Raw genomic sequence first — 17,874 nt, 5'->3', positions numbered from 1 at the left:
TTTTTTTCTTATGTGCTTTGTAGAATTACGGGCAAAATCCGCCTGTCAAAAATCGCTGAAATCACTAATGATTAGAGAGATGCGGTTTATATTCCCATCAGCCTTGCTGGTGTTCATTTAAGGAAAGTTTCGTTTATGGTCAATCTTCGTCAGCCCAGGGATGTCGCGCAGATACTGCTGTCGGTGCTGTTCTTAGCCATTATGATTATTGCGTGTCTGTGGATCGTTCGTCCTTTCGTGCTCGGATTTGCCTGGGCCGCGACCGTCGTCGTCGCCACCTGGCCTTTACTCTTGCGTTTGCAGAAACTGCTGTTTGGTCGCCGCGGCCTGGCCGTGCTGGTGATGACGTTGCTGTTGTTCCTGCTGTTTATTATTCCCATTGCACTACTGGTTAACAGCCTGGTTGACAGTAGCGGCCCGGTTATTCGCGCGATCACCAGCGGTGATATGACGCTGCCGGATCTCGCGTGGCTGAGCAGTATTCCTGTTGTGGGCGCAAAACTGTACAGCGGCTGGCACAGCCTGCTGGAGATGGGCGGTAGCGCCCTGATGGCCAAAGTGCGTCCGTACATCGGCACAACCACCACCTGGTTTGTGGGGCAGGCTGCGCACATTGGTCGCTTCATGATGCATTGTACGTTGATGCTGGTCTTCAGCGCCCTGCTGTACTGGCGCGGCGAGCAGGTTGCGCTGGGGGTACGTCATTTCGCCACCCGACTGGCAGGTAAACGCGGCGATGCGGCCGTGCTGCTGGCAGCCCAGGCCGTCCGCGCGGTGGCGCTCGGTGTGGTGGTCACAGCGCTGGTGCAGGCTGTACTTGGCGGAATCGGGCTGGCGATTTCCGGCGTACCTTATGCCACCATTTTCACCGTCGTCATGCTGATGACCTGTCTGGCGCAGCTCGGTCCGCTGCTGGTGCTGGTTCCCTGCATTATCTGGCTTTACTGGACGGGGGATACGACCTGGGGCACGGTGCTGCTGGTCTGGAGTTGCGTGGTGGGCACCATGGATAACGTGATCCGTCCCATCCTCATCCGCATGGGCGCTGACCTGCCGCTGATTCTGATCCTGTCCGGGGTAATTGGAGGGTTAATTGCCTTCGGCATGATTGGCCTGTTCATCGGTCCGGTGCTGCTTGCGGTGACCTGGCGACTCTTCTCCGCCTGGGTGCATGAAGTGCCGCCGCCGGGAACCGACCCTGACGTCATCTTAAGCGAACTTGAAGAGCTGGAAGATAAGAACGCGCAGTAAGAACGGATGCCGGGTGGCGCTAACGCTAACCCGGCCTACACTCTCCACAGCAATACTTAAACGTTGCTAAACTATTTATTCTCTGCACACTGGTCAGACCCGCCTTTTCCTGCCTAAAACCGTCATTCTCTTCAAGAAATCTTTACCTGCCTTTAACTATTGAGACGAATCCGATCGACTCAAAATCCTGGCATGCCTACTATTAAGACACGGTTATAAATCAACACCTTGATTTATAAGCATGGAAATCCCCTGAGTGAAACAACGAATTGCTGTGTGTAGTCTTTGCCCATCTCCCACGATGGGCTTTTTTTTATCCTTTTTACGCCAATGTAATGTCACAGCGACTAAGCATCCGCCAATCCCCCGCCAGCACCCGCGTTTCCCCGGTCACCAGCACGTTCACCACCTCGCGAATATCCGCCGAGGACGCGCCAACCTGTAGCTCAAACTCCCCTGGCTCGACAATTCGCTTTCCGTCCCGGCGGGTGAAATTAAACATCTCCACCGGCAGGGTAAAGGTCAGCGTGGCGGTTTCTCCCGGTGAAAGCGTAACGCGCTGGAACGCTTTCAGCTCCTGAAGCGGACGCACCTGCGTGGCGACCTTATCGCGTACGTACACCTGTACCACTTCGCTGCCGCTGCGCTCGCCGGTGTTGGTGATATCGACGCTTAACGCCACCTCTCCGTCGATCGGGACGCGGCTTTCAGCCAGGCGGGCCGCGCCCCAGCGAAACTGCGTCCAGCCGAGACCGTAACCGAACGGGTAAAGTGCGCCGAAATGGAACGCAAACGGCGTGCCGCCGCTTTTCAGCTTGTGGTTATAGTAGTACGGCATCGCCCCGGCGTTTTTCGGCACGCTCACTACCAGCCTGCCCTGCGGCTCCGCGCGGCCGGTTAAGACATCTGCAATCGCCCAGCCCCCTTCCTGCCCCGGCGCCCAGGCCATCATCAGCGCGGCCACCTTCTCTTCCAGCCCCTGAAGGTTATAAGGACGCCCGCCCGTCATGACGACAATCACCGGCTTACCGGTTGCCACCAGCGCCTCCAGCAGCTGTTGCTGCACGCCTGGCAGATCCAGCGAGTCGGTATCCGATCCTTCCCCCACGGTGCCGCTCTGGAATAGCCCGGCGAGATCGCCGACGCAGGCTATCACCACGTCACTCTCTTTTGCCGCGCTTACGGCGTCGGGGATCAGATCCATACGTTGTGAAACCGGCGATTGCTGTATCGGTTTACCGCCGCTGTCGCCCGGGAACACCGGCGCGCCCGCCATCCGTTTTTCGATAATGTGACACCCTTTGGCGTAACGTATCAGCGATGCGCCAAGGTACTGTTCCAGCGCCGCGCGCGGGGTGGTCACCTGCGAGGTCTCTTCAACCATATCGCTGATGATCAGGTGAACCGGGAAGCTGTAGCCGCTCAGCAGCGCCAGCGGATCGTCAGCCGTCGGCCCCACCACCGCTACACGGGGTTTTCCGCCGAGAGGTAATATGCCGTTATTTTCCAGCAGCGTGATCGATTTTGTTGCCACCTCGCGCGCCACCTGCCGGGTCGCCTCATTCTGCAAATCGATACCGTCTTCGGCGGCGTACGGTTTTTCAAACAGCCCGAGACGGAATTTTTCACTTAGCACGCGCGCCACAATCTCATCCACTTTCGCCATTGAGATAAGCCCACGCTCTACCGCTTCTGCCAGATGACGCGCGCAGTCATCCTTCGGCAATTCCACGTCCAGCCCGGCGTTAAACGCCAGCGCCGCCGATTCCGCTGGATCGTGAGAAATTCCGTGGTGCTGGTGCAGCAGGCTGACGCCGCCGTAATCCGCCACGATAATGCCGTCGAAGCCCCACTGTTCACGCAGCACGGTAGTGAGCAGGAAATGGTCGCTGTGCCCTGGCTGATTATCAATGTCGTGATAGGCTGGCATCACCGAACCGGCGTTGGCCAGCTTCACCGCCATCTCAAACGGCAGCAGGAAGGTATCGTTTAGCTCGCTGAAACCGAGATGGACCGGCGCATGGTTGCGCGCCCCTTCGCTGAAGGAGTGGCCGACGTAATGTTTCAGGGTCGCCAGCAGATCGCGCTTATCGCCCTGCAACCCCTTCACGTACGCCGTCGCCATCACCCCTACCAGCCACGGATCTTCCCCAAATGTCTCTTCCGTCCGTCCCCAGCGCACATCGCGCGAGACATCCAGCACCGGGGCCAGCCCCTGCTGGCACCCGACGGATCGGGCCTCTTTGCCAATCTGCTCCGCTGCGCGCTGTACCAGCTCCGGGTCCCAGGTGGAACCGTAGTTTAGCGACGACGGGAACAGGGTTGCATCTTTGCACAGCAGCCCCACCAGACACTCCTCATGAAACAGCGCCGGAATGCCGAGCCGGGTCTCCTCCATCATCATGCGTTGCAGGCGGTTGGCGGCAAGCACGCCGGTTTTTGCATTAACAATGTGCGTGCCGAGCGGACGGGTGATCTGCCCGACGCCGAGCTTCAGCCTTTCGTTGAGGGACGCCTGTTCGCTCACGCCAGCGAATTCATCGCTCAGATCGCTGCGCTCGCGGTGGTTGCCGTGTTCATCGAGGATCAGCCAGTACGCGTGCATCTGGGCAAATTTCTCTTCCGGCGTCATACGCGCCAGTAAATCAGCGACACGCTCGTGTACGGGACGTCCCGCGTCCTTGTAGATCGCAGTCATGGTTTACTCCTGTAGTGCGGATTGGGTTGCCGGGCTGAGCTGCCCCGCATCGTTTCGACTATCGCGTTTGCTGGCCAGCTCGCGGGCGATGCTGTCCACCAGCCGGCTGTTAAGTTTGTAGATGGCAAGGAGCGCCACCATGCAGAGGAACAGCACGCAGGGGATCAGGGTGAACAGGGCATTGATGGTTGCAAGAACGTGAGGCGCCTGGTTTGCCTGACCTGGAGCGTAATCCACCATGCCAAGCACCCAACCGACCACCGCCCCACCCAGCGCCAGCCCAAACTTGATGGCAAACAGGGCGGTTGAAAAGACCAGCCCGTCCAGGCGGCGGCCGCTACGGTGTTCTTCGTAGTCCACCACATCGGAGAACATGGTCCATTGCAGCGGCGTGGTCAGGTTCTGAATAAAGCTAAACACAATATTCAGACTGAATATCAGCCACACCTGCGAAGGCGGAATGAAGAAAATCAGCGCGCCAAAAATAACGAAAGAAATAATGGTCCACTGATAGGCACGCACCCGGTCAAATTTCCCCAGCAGGCGTTCAGATAATAATGCGCCGCTTAAGGAGGCCACCATGCCGGAAACAATAAAGGCAAAAACCAGTTCCGGACGTAACAGAACATAGTTAACGTAATACATGGTCGCAGAGCCACGCGTCACGACGGCGGTTAACAGTAAAATATTAAACAGGAAAACTATTCGCCACTGGCTATTGGCGGCCAGCAGTTTTAAATCCGTCAGCATCGAACCGGAGGTGTCATTGCGCGGCGAGTAACGCTCCCGGGTCATAAAGAAGCAGCAGAAGAATAAAACAATGCCCAGCAGCCCCATCAGGCTCATGGCATAGAAATAGCCTTTTTGCACATTCCCCTGGCCTAATAATGAGACCAGCGGCAGCGCGATGACCGTTACAATCAACCCGCCGATAAACGACAGGCCAAAGCGCCAGGATTGCAGCGAGTGACGTTCACGCGGGTCGAGCGTCAGCGCGCCGGGCATGGCACAGTAAGGGACATTAATCGCGGAATAGATCAGACTCAGGATGGCATAGGTTACGCAGGCATAGACAATTTTCGCCGTCTGCCCGGCATCCGGTACGTAGAAGGTAATCAGGCAGCTCACGCCAAACGGAATGGCAAACCAGAGCAGCCAGGGACGAAAACGACCGTGGCGGGTCTGAGTGCGGTCCACCAGCGCGCCAATGCACGGGTCGACAAACGCATCGACCACGCGCACCACTAAAAACATGGTGCCCATAATGGCGGCAGGCAAACCGAATACGTCCGTATAGAAATAAGCGAGAAATAACGTTGCCGTTTGCCAGACCAGCGCGCTGGCCATATCGCCGAGGCCATAACCTATTTTATCTTTGGTACGTAATACAGAGGAGATTGTCATTGTTATTTGCCTTTTTATCAGGTTAAAACGTATTTCAACCAGTCGCGCATCATCCCGACGGATGTACGCGGTAAGGCTCAAGTATTAGCAACGCCCTGCCCGCTAACAATTGTCTAAATTAACAGATAAATTATGATATTTGGTTTTTTGCTTTATTTGTGATGGTGAGCATATTCGCAGGAAAATAAAAAAGGCGAGGACAGATATCCTCGCCTTTTTCAGATTATGCAGGTTTTACTTGTTCAGCTCTGCCAGGCTCAGCCAGGTCTGCACCACGGTGTCCGGGTTCAGGGAGAGGCTATCAATTCCCTCGTCCATCAGCCAGGCCGCAAAGTCTTCATGGTCAGAAGGACCCTGGCCGCAAATCCCGACATATTTACCCTGTTTCTTCGCCGCGCGGATGGCCATGGAGAGCAGCGCTTTCACCGCCTCGTTACGCTCATCGAACAGCTCAGAGACAACGCCGGAGTCGCGGTCCAGGCCGAGCGCCAGCTGCGTCATGTCATTCGAGCCAATGGAGAAGCCGTCGAAGTGCTCCAGGAACTGCTCGGCCAGCAGGGCATTGGACGGAATTTCACACATCATGATGATCTTCAGCCCGTTCTCGCCGCGCTTCAGCCCCTGACGCGCCAGCTCATCTACCACTGCCTTCGCCTGATCCACGGTACGGACGAACGGGATCATGATTTCCACGTTGGTCAGCCCCATGTCGTTGCGCACGCGTTTTACCGCCTCGCACTCCAGCGCGAAGCAGTCGCGGAAGCTTTCCGACACGTAGCGTCCGGCGCCGCGGAAGCCCAGCATCGGGTTCTCTTCTTCCGGCTCGTAGCGTTCGCCGCCCACCAGGTTGGCGTATTCGTTGGACTTAAAGTCCGACAGACGCACGATCACGCGTTTCGGGTAGAAGGCCGCGCCGAGCGTGGCGATCCCTTCCGTCAGACGACCAACATAGAACTCTCTCGGCGAGTCGTAACCCTTCATCATCTCGCGGATTTCGTTTTGCAGTTTTGCGTCCTGGTCGTCGAACTCCAGCAGCGCACGCGGGTGCACCCCGATCATACGGTTAATGATAAATTCCAGACGCGCCAGGCCCACGCCTTCGTTCGGCAGGCAGGCGAAGTCAAACGCGCGGTCCGGGTTGCCGACGTTCATCATGATCTTCAGCGGCAGATCCGGCATGGTATCCACGCTGGAGCTTTTCACGCTGAAGTCGAGGATATCGGCATACACGTAACCGGTATCGCCTTCGGCACAGGAGACCGTCACCTTCTGGTCGTCCTTCATGCGTTCGGTCGCGTCACCGCAGCCGACTACCGCCGGGATCCCCAGCTCACGGGCAATGATAGCCGCGTGACAGGTACGGCCGCCGCGGTTCGTGACGATGGCAGCCGCTTTCTTCATGATCGGTTCCCAGTCCGGGTCGGTCATGTCGGTCACCAGCACGTCGCCGGGCTGAATGCGGTTCATCTCGCTAATGTCGTGGATCACTTTCACCGGACCGGCACCGATGCGGTGGCCGATTGCGCGGCCTTCCGCGACAATTTTGCCCTGCGCGTGCAGGGTGTAGCGCTCCATGACCTGACCGCGTGAACGGACGGTTTCCGGACGCGCCTGCACGATAAACAGCTTGCCGGTGTGTCCGTCTTTGGCCCACTCGATGTCCATCGGACGGCCATAGTGTTTTTCAATCTGCACCGCCTGCTTCGCCAGCTCTTCCACTTCGGCGTCGGTCAGGGAGAAGCGATCCCGCTGCTCCTGCGGCACATCTTCAATGGTGACCTGCTTGCCATGTTCTTGCGTCGGGGCATAGATCATGCGGATTTTTTTCGAGCCCATGGTGCGGCGTACCACTGCCGGACGGTTAGCCGCCAGCGTAGGCTTGTGCACATAGAATTCGTCAGGGTTCACCGCCCCCTGCACCACCATCTCGCCCAGACCCCATGCGGAGGTGATAAACACCACCTGGTCGAAGCCGGATTCAGTGTCGATAGAGAACATCACGCCGGAAGAGCCCACGTCGGAGCGCACCATGCGCTGTACGCCTGCGGAGAGCGCGACGCCGCGGTGGTCATAGCCCTGATGGACGCGATAGGAGATGGCGCGGTCGTTGAACAGGGAAGCAAACACATGCTTCACCGCCACCAGTACCGCCTCGTAACCCTGGACGTTGAGGAAGGTTTCCTGCTGCCCGGCGAAAGAGGCATCCGGCATATCTTCTGCGGTAGCGGAAGAGCGCACGGCAAAGGAGGCCTGCGCGTCGTCAGCGGAGAGCAGGTTGTAGGCGTCATGGATGGCTTTTTCCAGTTCCGGCTGGAAAGGTGTGTCGATAATCCACTGGCGGATTTGCGCGCCGGCTTTGGCAAGCTCGGTGACATCATCAATATCCGTTTTATCCAGCAGGTCGTAAATGCGCTGGTTTACACCGCTCTGGTCTAAAAACAGGTTAAACGCATCGGCGGTTGTGGCAAACCCGTTAGGTACGGAGACACCCATACCGGACAGATTTGTAATCATTTCACCCAGGGAGGCATTTTTGCCCCCAACTCTGTCTACATCATTCATGCCGAGTTGGTTATACCAAAGCACCAGCGGTGACGAGCCATTGTTGGACATCGAAACAATCCTTTTGTGATATTTGATCGGAGTAAGAAACACCTGACTACGTATTTATACTGGCATATTTATTTCCGCTAAAAAAACGGTGAATCGTGTAAGCAATTTAAATTTTCAACTTTTCGGACAGTTTCCCCGCACTCGCTAACCCGATGATTCCTATAGATTCCGGCAAAAACCTTAGAAATAAAGCCGCTAATCGAAAAATGAAATCTACTTTTCAGGAAAATCAAAAACACCATTTCATTTTAAATTCAGATAAGTTCTTTGCTGTGAAATTAACTTTTTTAATTTATGCTTTCAGGCAATTACGTACGCTATTCAGGGTGGATAAAATGGATAATGCTGTCGATCGCCACGTTTTTTATATTTCTGATGGGACGGCGATTACCGCCGAGGTGCTGGGACACGCGGTGATGTCGCAGTTTCCGGTATCGATAAACAGCATCACGCTGCCGTTCGTGGAAAATGAGAGCCGGGCCAAAGCGGTCAAGGACCAGATCGACGCTATTTACCAGCAGACCGGCGTTCGTCCGCTGGTGTTCTATTCCATTGTGATCCCTGAGATCCGCAATATCATTCTGCAAAGCGAGGGCTTCTGTCAGGACATCGTGCAGGCGCTGGTTGCCCCCTTGCAAAGCGAGCTGAAGCTCGATCCGACGCCGATCGCCCACCGTACCCACGGGCTGAACCCCGGTAACCTGACCAAATACGATGCGCGTATTGCCGCTATTGACTACACCCTGGCGCACGACGACGGGATCTCGCTGCGCAATCTCGACCAGGCGCAGGTGATTTTGCTCGGCGTGTCGCGCTGCGGTAAAACTCCCACCAGCCTATACCTGGCAATGCAGTTTGGCATTCGCGCCGCCAACTACCCCTTTATTGCCGATGATATGGATAACCTGGTGCTGCCCGCCGCGCTTAAGCCGCTCCAGCATAAGCTGTTTGGGCTGACCATCAACCCGGAACGACTGGCGGCGATCCGCGAAGAACGTCGCGAGAACAGCCGCTACGCCTCGATGCGCCAGTGCCGAATGGAAGTCTCTGAAGTCGAAGCGCTGTACCGGAAAAATCAAATTCCCTGGCTGAACAGTACCAACTATTCAGTAGAAGAAATTGCCACCAAGATCCTCGATATCATGGGGCTAAATCGCCGCATGTACTAATATGCTAGTACATTAATCCAGTTTCAGTTATTATCATGCCATCCTCGGGGCGACGTGCCCCGAACTTGAAATCAGCAGGGATTGGTTTAAGGTGATGCCCATCACTTCCCGGTAGTCTGCCGATGAAGCAAAAAATTTCTGAGACATTCCATGAACAAAACCGACGAACTGCGCACCGCGCGCATTGATAGCCTGGTCACACCGGCTGAACTGGCCAGGCTGCATCCCGTTTCCGCCGTGGTGGCGGACCATGTGACGGCCTCCCGTCGCCGCATCGAAAAAATTCTCAATGGTGAAGACAAACGTCTTCTGGTGGTAATTGGCCCCTGCTCCATCCACGACCTGGACGCGGCAATGGATTATGCACAACGCCTTCAGACGCTGCGCGGCAGGTATCAGGATCGCCTGGAGATCGTGATGCGTACCTACTTTGAAAAGCCGCGTACCGTCGTGGGCTGGAAAGGATTGATTTCCGATCCGGATCTGAACGGTAGCTACCGGGTGAATCACGGTATTGCGCTGGCGCGCAAGCTGCTGTTACAGGTTAACGAGCTGGGCGTGCCGACTGCCACCGAATTTCTGGATATGGTGACCGGACAGTTTATTGCCGACCTCATAAGCTGGGGCGCGATTGGCGCGCGTACCACCGAAAGCCAGATCCACCGTGAAATGGCGTCAGCGCTCTCCTGTCCGGTGGGCTTCAAAAACGGAACAGACGGTAATACCCGAATTGCCGTAGATGCCATCCGCGCGTCACGCGCCAGCCATATGTTCCTCTCCCCGGATAAAAATGGCCAGATGACCATCTACCAGACCAGCGGCAACCCGTTCGGACATATCATTATGCGTGGCGGTAAAAAACCGAATTACCATGCAGAAGATATTGCCGCCGCTTGCGAAACGCTGGCGGAATTTGACCTGCCGGAGCATCTGGTGGTGGATTTCAGCCACGGCAATTGTCAGAAACAGCACCGCCGCCAGCTGGACGTCTGCGAGGAAGTTTGCCAGCAGATCCGCAGCGGCTCGACCGCCATTGCAGGAATTATGGCGGAGAGCTTTATCAAAGAAGGCACGCAGAAGATCGTCGCCGGACAGCAAATGGTCTACGGCCAGTCAATCACCGACCCGTGCCTGAGCTGGGAAGACAGCGAACGGCTGCTGGAGATGCTGGCGTCTGCGGTAGATTCGCGCTTCTAACCCCTTGCCGGGTGGCGGCTTTGCCTTACCCGGCCTACGATTCGTGCCCTTCTCCCTCTCCCCGTGGGAGAGGGTCGGGGTGAGGGCGTCAGACCGCATCTCTCCCCCAAATTTGATCCCGTCACACAATTTTCACAAAAACGCTTGCTGTGAATTTGCAGTTTATTGATAATGATTATCATTGTTACATTGATTGTTATTTATAAACATTATGTCACCGACCGATAACAGCGCGGCAACGCCAACAAAAACACACACAGCGCCGTCCCCTGCTCCCACCGATCGCCGAATCGACAGTAAAAGCCTGTTGGGTGAGGAGGGACGGGTCATTATCGAGCATGACGGCCAGCACTACCTGCTGCGCCAGACCAATGCCGGAAAACTGATCCTGACTAAATAAACCAGACAACACATTCGCCAGCCACCCAGGTGATCCCCAGGCAGCCAGCGCTTTTCAATTCTTATGGAGAGTTGCTATGCCACACCTGCAATCCGCGTCTTTACGCCCGTCTCTTCTGGCGCTGGCGATTGTCAGCACCCTGCCGGGCGTTACGGTTGCCGCTGCAGACGAGATCACCGTCACCGCCACCGGCAATGCCCGCAGCGCCTTTGAAGCCCCCATGATGGTGAGCGTGATTGACGCCACCGCGCCGGAAAACCAGACCGCCAGCTCCGCTGCCGACCTGCTGCGCAAGGTGCCCGGTCTGACGCTGGACGGCACCGGGCGCACCAACGGTCAGGACGTTAACCTCCGTGGCTATGACCGCCGTGGCGTGCTGGTGCTGGTGGATGGCGTGCGCCAGGGCACCGATACCGGACACCTGAACAGCACGTTCCTCGATCCGGCACTGATCAAACGTATCGAAGTGGTACGTGGCCCTTCCGCCTTGCTGTACGGCAGCGGCGCGCTGGGCGGCGTAATTTCGTATGACACCGTCGACGCCAGCGATCTATTGGATGCAGGTAAAAACAGCGGCTATCGCGTATTTGCTACCGGTGCAACGGGCGATCACAGCATCGGGATGGGCGCCAGCGCCTATGGCCGCACCGATACCCTGGACGGCCTGGTCTCATGGTCCAGCCGCGATCGCGGCGACATTCGCCAGAGTGACGGCGCGAGGGCGCCAAACGACGAATCCATCAACAATATGCTGGCGAAAGGCAGCTGGAAAATCGATCCGGCGCAGACGCTGAGCGGCTCTCTGCGCTACTACAATAACGACGCGCAGGAGCCGAAAAATCCGCAGACCACGGATGCCAGCAGCAGTAACCCGATGACCGATCGTTCCACCATTCAGCGCGATGCCCAGCTTGGCTACCACATTGCGCCAGCCGGAAACAACTGGCTGAACGCCGATGCGAAAATTTACTGGTCCGAAGCGCGGATCAACGCCCAGAACATCGACGCCAGCGGTGAGTTCCGTAAGCAGACCACCAAAGGCGGCAAAGTCGAAAACCGCACCCGCCTGTTCAGCGACTCCTTCGCCTCGCACCTGCTGACCTACGGCGGGGAATACTATCGTCAGGAGCAACACCCTGGCGGCGCGACCACCGGCTTCCCGGACGCTAAAATCGACTTCAGCTCCGGCTGGTTGCAGGATGAGATTACCCTGCGCGACCTGCCGGTAACGCTTCTCGGCGGGACGCGTTACGACAACTACCGCGGCAGCAGCAGCGGTTACGATGACGTGGATGCGGATAAGTGGTCATCACGCGCCGGGTTAACCGTAAGTCCAGCCGACTGGCTGATGCTGTTCGGCTCTTACGCCCAGGCCTTCCGCGCGCCAACGATGGGCGAGATGTATAACGACTCGAAGCACTTTTCTATCGGCAGCTTCTACACCAACTACTGGGTGCCGAACCCGAACCTGCGTCCGGAAACTAACGAAACCCAGGAGTTCGGTTTTGGGCTACGTTTTGACGATCTGCTGCTCGCCAACGACGCGCTGGAGTTCAAAGCCAGCTACTTCGACACCAATGCGAAAGATTACATCTCCACTACCGTCGATTTTGCGGCGGCCACCACCATGTCCTATAACGTACCAAATGCCAAAATCTGGGGCTGGGACATGATGGCGACCTACGCGACCAGTCTGTTCAACCTGGACGTGGCCTACAACCGCACGCGCGGGAAAGATACCGACACGGGCGAATACATCTCCAGCATCAACCCGGACACCGTCACCAGCAAGCTGGATATCCCGGTGGCGCAAAGCGGATTCTCCGTGGGCTGGATCGGCACCTTCGTCGAACGTTCAACGCACATCAGCAGCAGCTACAGCGAGCAGCCTGGCTACGCAGTGAATGATTTCTACGTCAGCTATAAAGGTCAGCAGCAGTTCAAAGGCATCACCACCACCCTCGTGCTGGGGAACGCCTTCGACAAAGCCTACTGGTCACCTCAGGGCATCCCGCAGGATGGCCGCAACGGCAAGATCTTCGTCAGTTATCAATGGTAATTCCCTTCGGGGCAACGATTCAGAAGGATAAGATTATGGGTCACTACACACGCTGGCTTGAGCTTAAAGAAGAACATCCGGGTAAGTACGCCCGTGATATCGCCGGATTAATGCACATCAGCGAAGCAGAGCTGGCATTTGCGCGTGTTGGACACGACGCCTGGCGGCTGCGCGGTGAAATCCGTGAGATTCTGGCGGCGCTGGAGTCGGTGGGGGAAACCAAATGCATCTGCCGTAACGAATACGCCGTTCATGAACAGATCGGAGCGTTTACTAACCAGCACCTCGGCGGCCACGCCGGGCTGGTGCTAAATCCGCGTGCGCTGGATCTGCGTTTGTTCCTCAACCAGTGGGCGAGCGCGTTTCACATAAGTGAAACGACCTCCCGCGGCGAACGTCAGAGCATTCAGTTCTTCGATCATCAGGGCGACGCTTTACTTAAGGTCTACACCACGGATCACACCGACGTTGCCGCCTGGGGCGACGTGCTGACCCGTTTTATCATTGCCGATAACCCCGCTCTGGCGCTAAAGGCTGTCGAGTCCCCTGCGCATTCCGACGGTGCTGATGCAGGCTCGGTGGAGAAAGAGTGGCGCGCCATGACCGACGTGCATCAGTTCTTTAGCTTACTGAAGCGCCATAACCTGAGCCGCCAGCAGGCGTTTCGTCTGGTGAGTGACGATCTGGCCTGTAAGGTGGATAACAGCGCGCTGGCACAGCTGCTGGAGACGGCGCGACAGGACAGAAACGAAATCATGATCTTCGTCGGCAACCGCGGCTGCGTGCAGATTTTCACCGGTGTGGTGGAAAAACTGACGCCCATGAAAGGCTGGCTGAACATCTTCAACCCAACCTTTACCCTGCACCTGCTGGAGGAGGCCGTCGCGGAGACGTGGGTAACGCGCAAGCCGACGGCGGACGGTCACGTCACCAGCCTGGAGCTGTTTGCGGCGGATGGCACCCAAATCGCCCAGCTCTATGGGCAGCGTACCGAAGGCGAGCCTGAGCAGAGCCAGTGGCGTCGCCAGATTGACGCCCTGACGCCAGAAGGGCTGGCCGCATGAAAAACTGGTTTGCCCTGCTCTGCGCCCTGCCGCTGGTCGCCGTCGCCGCGCCGGAGAGAATTGTCGCCCTCGGCGGCGATGTGACGGAGATCGTCTACGCCCTCGGCGCGGAGTCTTCTCTGGTTGCGCGCGACAGTACCAGCCAGTGGCCGCAGGCGACAAACGCGCTGCCTGACGTGGGGTATCTTCGCCAGCTGAATGCGGAGGGGATTTTGTCCGTACGCCCGACGCTGGTGCTGGCAAGCGACCAGGCGCAGCCCTCTCTGGCGCTGAAGCAGGTTGAACAGAGCCACGTCCGGGTGGTTACCGTTCCCGGCACGCCTGATCTGCGCGCGATTGACGAAAAAGTACGGGTGATAGCTCAGGCGACGCATCATGAGGCGCAAGGGGAAACCCTGCGCAGCTCGCTGCGTCAGGCGCTGGCGGCACTGCCCTCAATGCCGCTCAACAAGCGGGTGCTGTTTATCCTCAGCCACGGCGGAATGACCGCAATGGCGGCTGGGCAACAGACCGGCGCGGATGCGGCAATACGCGCCGCCGGGTTGCAGAACGCCATGCAGGGCTTTACCCGCTATCAGCCGCTTTCCCAGGAGGGGGTGATGGCCAGCCAGCCGGATCTGGTGGTGATTTCGCAGGAGGGCCTTAACGCGCTGGGCGGCGAAGAAAATCTGTGGAAACTGCCCGGTCTGGCGCAAACGCCAGCGGGACGAAGCAAGCAGGTGCTGGCTATTGATGACATGGCCCTGCTGGGCTTCAGCGTCCGCACGCCGAAAGCCATACAACAGCTGCGTGCCAGAGCGGAGCAACTGCCCTGATGTCCCGGCGCATCACGTTATCGTTATGGCTTCTGGCGGGGTCGCTTATCGTCATGACGATCATGGCTACCGGTTTTGGGGCGTTACGCCTGCCGGTGAACGTGCTGTGGAGCGGCAGCGATGAGACGCTACGCCAGATCTGGCTCACCATCCGTCTGCCCCGCGTGCTGCTGGCGCTGGTGATTGGCGGGTCGCTGGCGCTCGCCGGCTGCGTCATGCAGGGGCTGTTCCGCAATTCGCTTGCCGACCCGGGCCTGCTCGGGATCAGCAGCGGTGCGGCGCTGGCCGTCGCCCTGTGGGTGGTGCTCCCGCTTGCGCTGCCCGCGCTGGTGATGCTTTACGCCCCTATGCTGGCGGCATTTTTTGGAGCGCTGGCAGCCACAGGCGTGATCTTCCTGCTCAGCAAGCAGCATGACACCTCTCTGTCACGTCTGTTGCTGGTGGGTATCGCCATCAATGCCCTGTGCGGTGCGGCAGTAGGTGTGCTTTCGTGGGTCAGCAATGACGCCCAGCTGCGTCAGCTTTCACTCTGGGGAATGGGAAGTCTTGGTCAGGCGCAGTGGTCCACGCTGCTCGCCGTGACCTCGCTGATGGTGCCTGCCGCTCTGGCGATCTGGCGCTGTGCCAGTGCGTTAAATTTACTGCAACTGGGTGAAGAGGAAGCGCATTACCTTGGCGTGGACGTTGCCCTTGTACAGCGAATATTACTGTTATGCAGCGCCCTGCTGGTCGCTGCGGCTGTCGCCGTCAGCGGCGTGATTGGCTTTGTCGGACTCGTGGTGCCGCACCTGATGCGCATGTGGTTGGGCGCCGATCACCGGGCAACCCTCCCCGGCACGGTACTCGCGGGCGCTTTACTGCTGCTGGTGGCGGATACGGTCGCGCGCACCCTGGTCGCCCCGGCAGAAATGCCGGTCGGCCTGCTCACCAGTATCCTTGGCGCTCCCTGGTTCTTATGGCTCATTTTTCGTCGTGGAGAACAGCATGGCTGAACGTTATACGGCTGAAAATCTGACTTTTACCCGGTCTGGCCGCACGCTGACAGATAACGTTTCGGTGTCACTGTCGCAGGGAGAGCTGGTTACATTGATCGGCCCCAACGGCGCGGGGAAATCCACGCTGCTGCGGCTGCTGACCGGCTATCTGAAACCCGACAGCGGAGGCTGTTCGCTGGCGGGAAAAGCGCTGGATGAATGGCATCCGCAGGTGCTGTCGCGCTATCGGGCGGTGATGCGCCAGCAATCTCAGCCTGAATTTGACTGGCAGGTGGAGGAGATCGTTGGAATGGGGCGTGCGCCCTGGACGCGTCACCCGGAACCGTCAATTGTGCGTGAGGTGTTGCAGCTGACCGGTTGCCTGCCGCTGGCCGGCAGGCGCTATCATGCCCTCTCGGGGGGCGAGCAACAGCGCGTCCAGCTCGCCCGCGCGCTGGCGCAGCTGTGGCGTGACGGAACGCCACGCGGCTGGCTGTTTCTCGACGAACCCACTTCCGCGCTGGATCTCTACCACCAGCAGCATCTGCTGCGCCTGTTGAAATCGCTGACCCGTCAGGGCCATCTTCACGCCTGCGTGGTGCTGCACGATCTCAATCTTGCCGCATTATGGTCGGACCGGATCCTGCTGTTACACAACGGCAGGATTGTTTCTCAGGGCATACCGGAGAAGGTTTTGCAGGCCGACGCGCTGGCACGCTGGTACGGTGCGCAGGTGCACGTCGGCAGACATCCGGCGCACGCCGCGCCGCAGGTTTTTCTCGCCCCTTAGCTTGAGCAGCTCACTTCCAGCCGCTTGCCCCAGTCCGGCGGGCGGCTGACATAGTCATCCTCCCGGTCGGCAAACGGCGTGCGCAGGGCGATATGTAGCCGATGCAGCTCGGTATAGTCCCCCTGCTCTGCCTGCTCAATGGCCCGCTGCGCCAGCCAGTTGCGCAATACCATCGCCGGGTTAACCGCCTTCATCCGCGCCTGGCGGGTATCGTCATCAATTTGTTCCTGCTGTAAACGCGCCCGGTAAGCGGCAAACCAGTCATCAAACGCCTGTCGATCGACGAACTCGTCGCGCAGCGGTGACGCGGCGCTCTGCTGCGCTGTCTGACTCAGCATACGGAAGGTTCGGGTATAGTCGCTGCCTTCACGCGCCATGATGGCAAACAGCCCATTCAGCAGCGCGTTATCGCCTTTTTCCTGCGTCATCAGCCCCAGCCTGGTGCGCATTAACACACCGTATTCCCGCAGCAGGACCTCCTGATAGCTGTCCAGCGCATCGTTCAGGGCATCAACGTCGATAAACGGCGACAGGCTTTGTGCAAGCCGCTGAAGGTTCCACAGCCCCACCGCAGGCTGGTTGTCGAAACGGTAACGCCCCTGATAGTCCGAATGGTTACAGATGTAATCCGGCTGATAGTCATCAAGGAAGCCGTACGGACCGTAGTCAAACGTCAGCCCTAACAGGGACATGTTGTCGGTGTTCATCACCCCGTGGGCAAAGCCGACGGCCTGCCAGCGGGCAATCATTGCGGCGGTGCGCGCAACAATATCACGGAACCAGAGAACATAGCGGTCCGGCTCGTTTTGCAGGTGCGGCCAGTGACGACGAAGAGCGTAATCGGCAAGCTGGCGGACTTTATCCGGCTCGCGGCGATAGTAGAAGTGTTCAAAATGACCGAAACGCAGATGGCTTTCCGCCACGCGGACCAGCATCGCTCCCTGCTCCATCGTTTCGCGGGCCACCGGCGTGTCGCTGGTGACAATGGACAGCGCACGTGAGGTAGGGATCCCCAGAGCGTGCATCGCCTCGGAAGCCAGACCTTCACGTATGGTTGAACGCAGCACCGCGCGGCCATCTCCCATGCGTGAGTATGGGGTTAGCCCTGCCCCTTTCAGGTGCCAGTCGAGCGTTTCGCCATTCGGCAGAACTTGTTCACCCAGCAGGATACCGCGGCCATCGCCGAGCTGTCCCGCCCAGACGCCAAACTGATGTCCGCTGTAGACCTGAGCCAGCGGCTTCATGCCCGGAAGCAGCGTTTCGCCGCCCCAGACGCCGGCGCCTTTTTCTGGCTGAAAAAGCGTCGAAGGGATGCCAAGCGAATCCGCTAATGCATCGTTATGCCAGATAAGACGCGCGTTTTGTAAAGGCGTTGGCTTAAGCGCGGTGTAAAAGCCGGGTAATTCATCGTGCCAGTGAGCAGTAAAAGACAGGGTCATA

General features: G+C 58.1%; 13 protein-coding genes and 1 other RNA gene. 10 read left to right on the top strand and 4 right to left on the bottom strand.

The annotated features are described in order from the left end of the window. The first annotated feature begins 135 nt into the window (after nt 1-135). Together ydiK and rprA are read left to right on the top strand one after the other, a co-directional pair. The gene (gene ydiK, locus SK47_RS08640; RefSeq protein WP_048243908.1) at nt 136-1,251 is read left to right on the top strand and encodes an AI-2E family transporter YdiK; all 1,116 of its coding nucleotides are present in this window, start codon (nt 136-138) and stop codon (nt 1,249-1,251) included. A 209-nt stretch (nt 1,252-1,460) separates the two neighbouring features. Beyond that, nucleotides 1,461-1,568: antisense sRNA RprA (gene rprA / locus SK47_RS23070), an RNA gene on the top strand. A 5-nt stretch (nt 1,569-1,573) separates the two neighbouring features. On the opposite strand, the gene SK47_RS08635 is transcribed toward rprA, so the two are convergent. The 3 genes from SK47_RS08635 to ppsA form a co-directional block, all read right to left on the bottom strand. Further along, nucleotides 1,574-3,949 (bottom strand): glycoside hydrolase family 3 N-terminal domain-containing protein, encoded by a 2,376-nt coding sequence (locus SK47_RS08635; protein WP_048243907.1) that lies wholly within the window; start codon nt 3,947-3,949, stop codon nt 1,574-1,576. Nucleotides 3,950-3,952: 3 nt separating this feature from the next. Beyond that, on the bottom strand, nt 3,953-5,353 hold the full coding sequence (locus tag SK47_RS08630) for an MFS transporter (protein ID WP_045336609.1): 1,401 nt from the start codon (nt 5,351-5,353) through the stop codon (nt 3,953-3,955). A 234-nt stretch (nt 5,354-5,587) separates the two neighbouring features. Beyond that, nucleotides 5,588-7,966 (bottom strand): phosphoenolpyruvate synthase, encoded by a 2,379-nt coding sequence (gene ppsA / locus SK47_RS08625; protein ID WP_048243904.1) that lies wholly within the window; start codon nt 7,964-7,966, stop codon nt 5,588-5,590. 335 nt (nt 7,967-8,301) lie between these two features. Between ppsA and ppsR the strand changes: the two genes are divergently transcribed. The 8 genes from ppsR (at nt 8,302) to SK47_RS08585 (ending at nt 16,434) form a co-directional block, all read left to right on the top strand. Continuing rightward, the gene (gene ppsR / locus SK47_RS08620) at nt 8,302-9,135 is read left to right on the top strand and encodes a posphoenolpyruvate synthetase regulatory kinase/phosphorylase PpsR (RefSeq protein WP_017384644.1); all 834 of its coding nucleotides are present in this window, start codon (nt 8,302-8,304) and stop codon (nt 9,133-9,135) included. A gap of 150 nt (nt 9,136-9,285) precedes the next feature. After that, nucleotides 9,286-10,332, top strand: a complete 1,047-nt coding sequence (aroH, locus tag SK47_RS08615) for a 3-deoxy-7-phosphoheptulonate synthase AroH (RefSeq protein WP_048243902.1) — start codon at nt 9,286-9,288, stop codon at nt 10,330-10,332. Between the two features lie 211 nt (nt 10,333-10,543). Next, the gene (gene hemP / locus SK47_RS08610) at nt 10,544-10,732 is read left to right on the top strand and encodes a hemin uptake protein HemP (protein ID WP_015570723.1); all 189 of its coding nucleotides are present in this window, start codon (nt 10,544-10,546) and stop codon (nt 10,730-10,732) included. A gap of 76 nt (nt 10,733-10,808) precedes the next feature. Beyond that, entirely contained in the window at nt 10,809-12,791 is a 1,983-nt protein-coding gene (locus SK47_RS08605) for a TonB-dependent hemoglobin/transferrin/lactoferrin family receptor (RefSeq protein ID WP_048243900.1), read from the top strand. Nucleotides 12,792-12,826: 35 nt separating this feature from the next. Continuing rightward, nucleotides 12,827-13,855: a hematinate-forming heme oxygenase ChuS gene (gene chuS / locus SK47_RS08600; RefSeq protein WP_032661763.1), complete on the top strand. Its 1,029-nt coding sequence runs from the start codon at nt 12,827-12,829 to the stop codon at nt 13,853-13,855. Further along, nucleotides 13,852-14,670, top strand: a complete 819-nt coding sequence (locus SK47_RS08595) for a heme/hemin ABC transporter substrate-binding protein (RefSeq protein ID WP_032609037.1) — start codon at nt 13,852-13,854, stop codon at nt 14,668-14,670. The genes chuS and SK47_RS08595 overlap by 4 nt, the downstream gene beginning before the upstream one ends. Further along, nucleotides 14,670-15,662 (top strand): FecCD family ABC transporter permease, encoded by a 993-nt coding sequence (locus SK47_RS08590; protein ID WP_032658176.1) that lies wholly within the window; start codon nt 14,670-14,672, stop codon nt 15,660-15,662. Before SK47_RS08595 ends, SK47_RS08590 begins: the two co-directional genes overlap by 1 nt. Continuing rightward, nucleotides 15,655-16,434 carry a heme ABC transporter ATP-binding protein gene (locus SK47_RS08585; RefSeq protein ID WP_032658174.1) on the top strand — a complete coding sequence of 260 codons (780 nt, stop codon included), beginning with the start codon at nt 15,655-15,657 and terminating at the stop codon, nt 16,432-16,434. The genes SK47_RS08590 and SK47_RS08585 overlap by 8 nt, the downstream gene beginning before the upstream one ends. On the opposite strand, the gene selO is transcribed toward SK47_RS08585, so the two are convergent. Continuing rightward, nucleotides 16,431-17,873 (bottom strand): protein adenylyltransferase SelO, encoded by a 1,443-nt coding sequence (gene selO, locus SK47_RS08580; protein WP_048243897.1) that lies wholly within the window; start codon nt 17,871-17,873, stop codon nt 16,431-16,433. The two genes, SK47_RS08585 and selO, sit on opposite strands and share 4 nt — an antisense overlap. Nucleotide 17,874: the final 1 nt, after the last annotated feature.

Source organism: Enterobacter sp. BWH52, assembly GCF_001037565.1.
GTDB classification, from domain to species: Bacteria; Pseudomonadota; Gammaproteobacteria; order Enterobacterales; family Enterobacteriaceae; genus Enterobacter; species Enterobacter hormaechei_C.
The sequence above is the reverse complement of the archived record's forward strand: the minus strand, read 5'-3'. Positions and strand labels throughout refer to the sequence as shown.

What these genes read in the sequence shown, in the direction of transcription:
- ydiK (WP_048243908.1), top strand. Translation starts at nt 136, where the DNA reads ATGGTCAATCTTCGTCAGCCCAGGGATGTCGCGCAGATACTGCTGTCG.
- SK47_RS08635 (WP_048243907.1), bottom strand. Translation starts at nt 3,949, where the DNA reads ATGACTGCGATCTACAAGGACGCGGGACGTCCCGTACACGAGCGTGTC.
- SK47_RS08630 (WP_045336609.1), bottom strand. Translation starts at nt 5,353, where the DNA reads ATGACAATCTCCTCTGTATTACGTACCAAAGATAAAATAGGTTATGGC.
- ppsA (WP_048243904.1), bottom strand. Translation starts at nt 7,966, where the DNA reads ATGTCCAACAATGGCTCGTCACCGCTGGTGCTTTGGTATAACCAACTC.
- ppsR (WP_017384644.1), top strand. Translation starts at nt 8,302, where the DNA reads ATGGATAATGCTGTCGATCGCCACGTTTTTTATATTTCTGATGGGACG.
- aroH (WP_048243902.1), top strand. Translation starts at nt 9,286, where the DNA reads ATGAACAAAACCGACGAACTGCGCACCGCGCGCATTGATAGCCTGGTC.
- hemP (WP_015570723.1), top strand. Translation starts at nt 10,544, where the DNA reads ATGTCACCGACCGATAACAGCGCGGCAACGCCAACAAAAACACACACA.
- SK47_RS08605 (WP_048243900.1), top strand. Translation starts at nt 10,809, where the DNA reads ATGCCACACCTGCAATCCGCGTCTTTACGCCCGTCTCTTCTGGCGCTG.
- chuS (WP_032661763.1), top strand. Translation starts at nt 12,827, where the DNA reads ATGGGTCACTACACACGCTGGCTTGAGCTTAAAGAAGAACATCCGGGT.
- SK47_RS08595 (WP_032609037.1), top strand. Translation starts at nt 13,852, where the DNA reads ATGAAAAACTGGTTTGCCCTGCTCTGCGCCCTGCCGCTGGTCGCCGTC.
- SK47_RS08590 (WP_032658176.1), top strand. Translation starts at nt 14,670, where the DNA reads ATGTCCCGGCGCATCACGTTATCGTTATGGCTTCTGGCGGGGTCGCTT.
- SK47_RS08585 (WP_032658174.1), top strand. Translation starts at nt 15,655, where the DNA reads ATGGCTGAACGTTATACGGCTGAAAATCTGACTTTTACCCGGTCTGGC.
- selO (WP_048243897.1), bottom strand. Translation starts at nt 17,873, where the DNA reads ATGACCCTGTCTTTTACTGCTCACTGGCACGATGAATTACCCGGCTTT.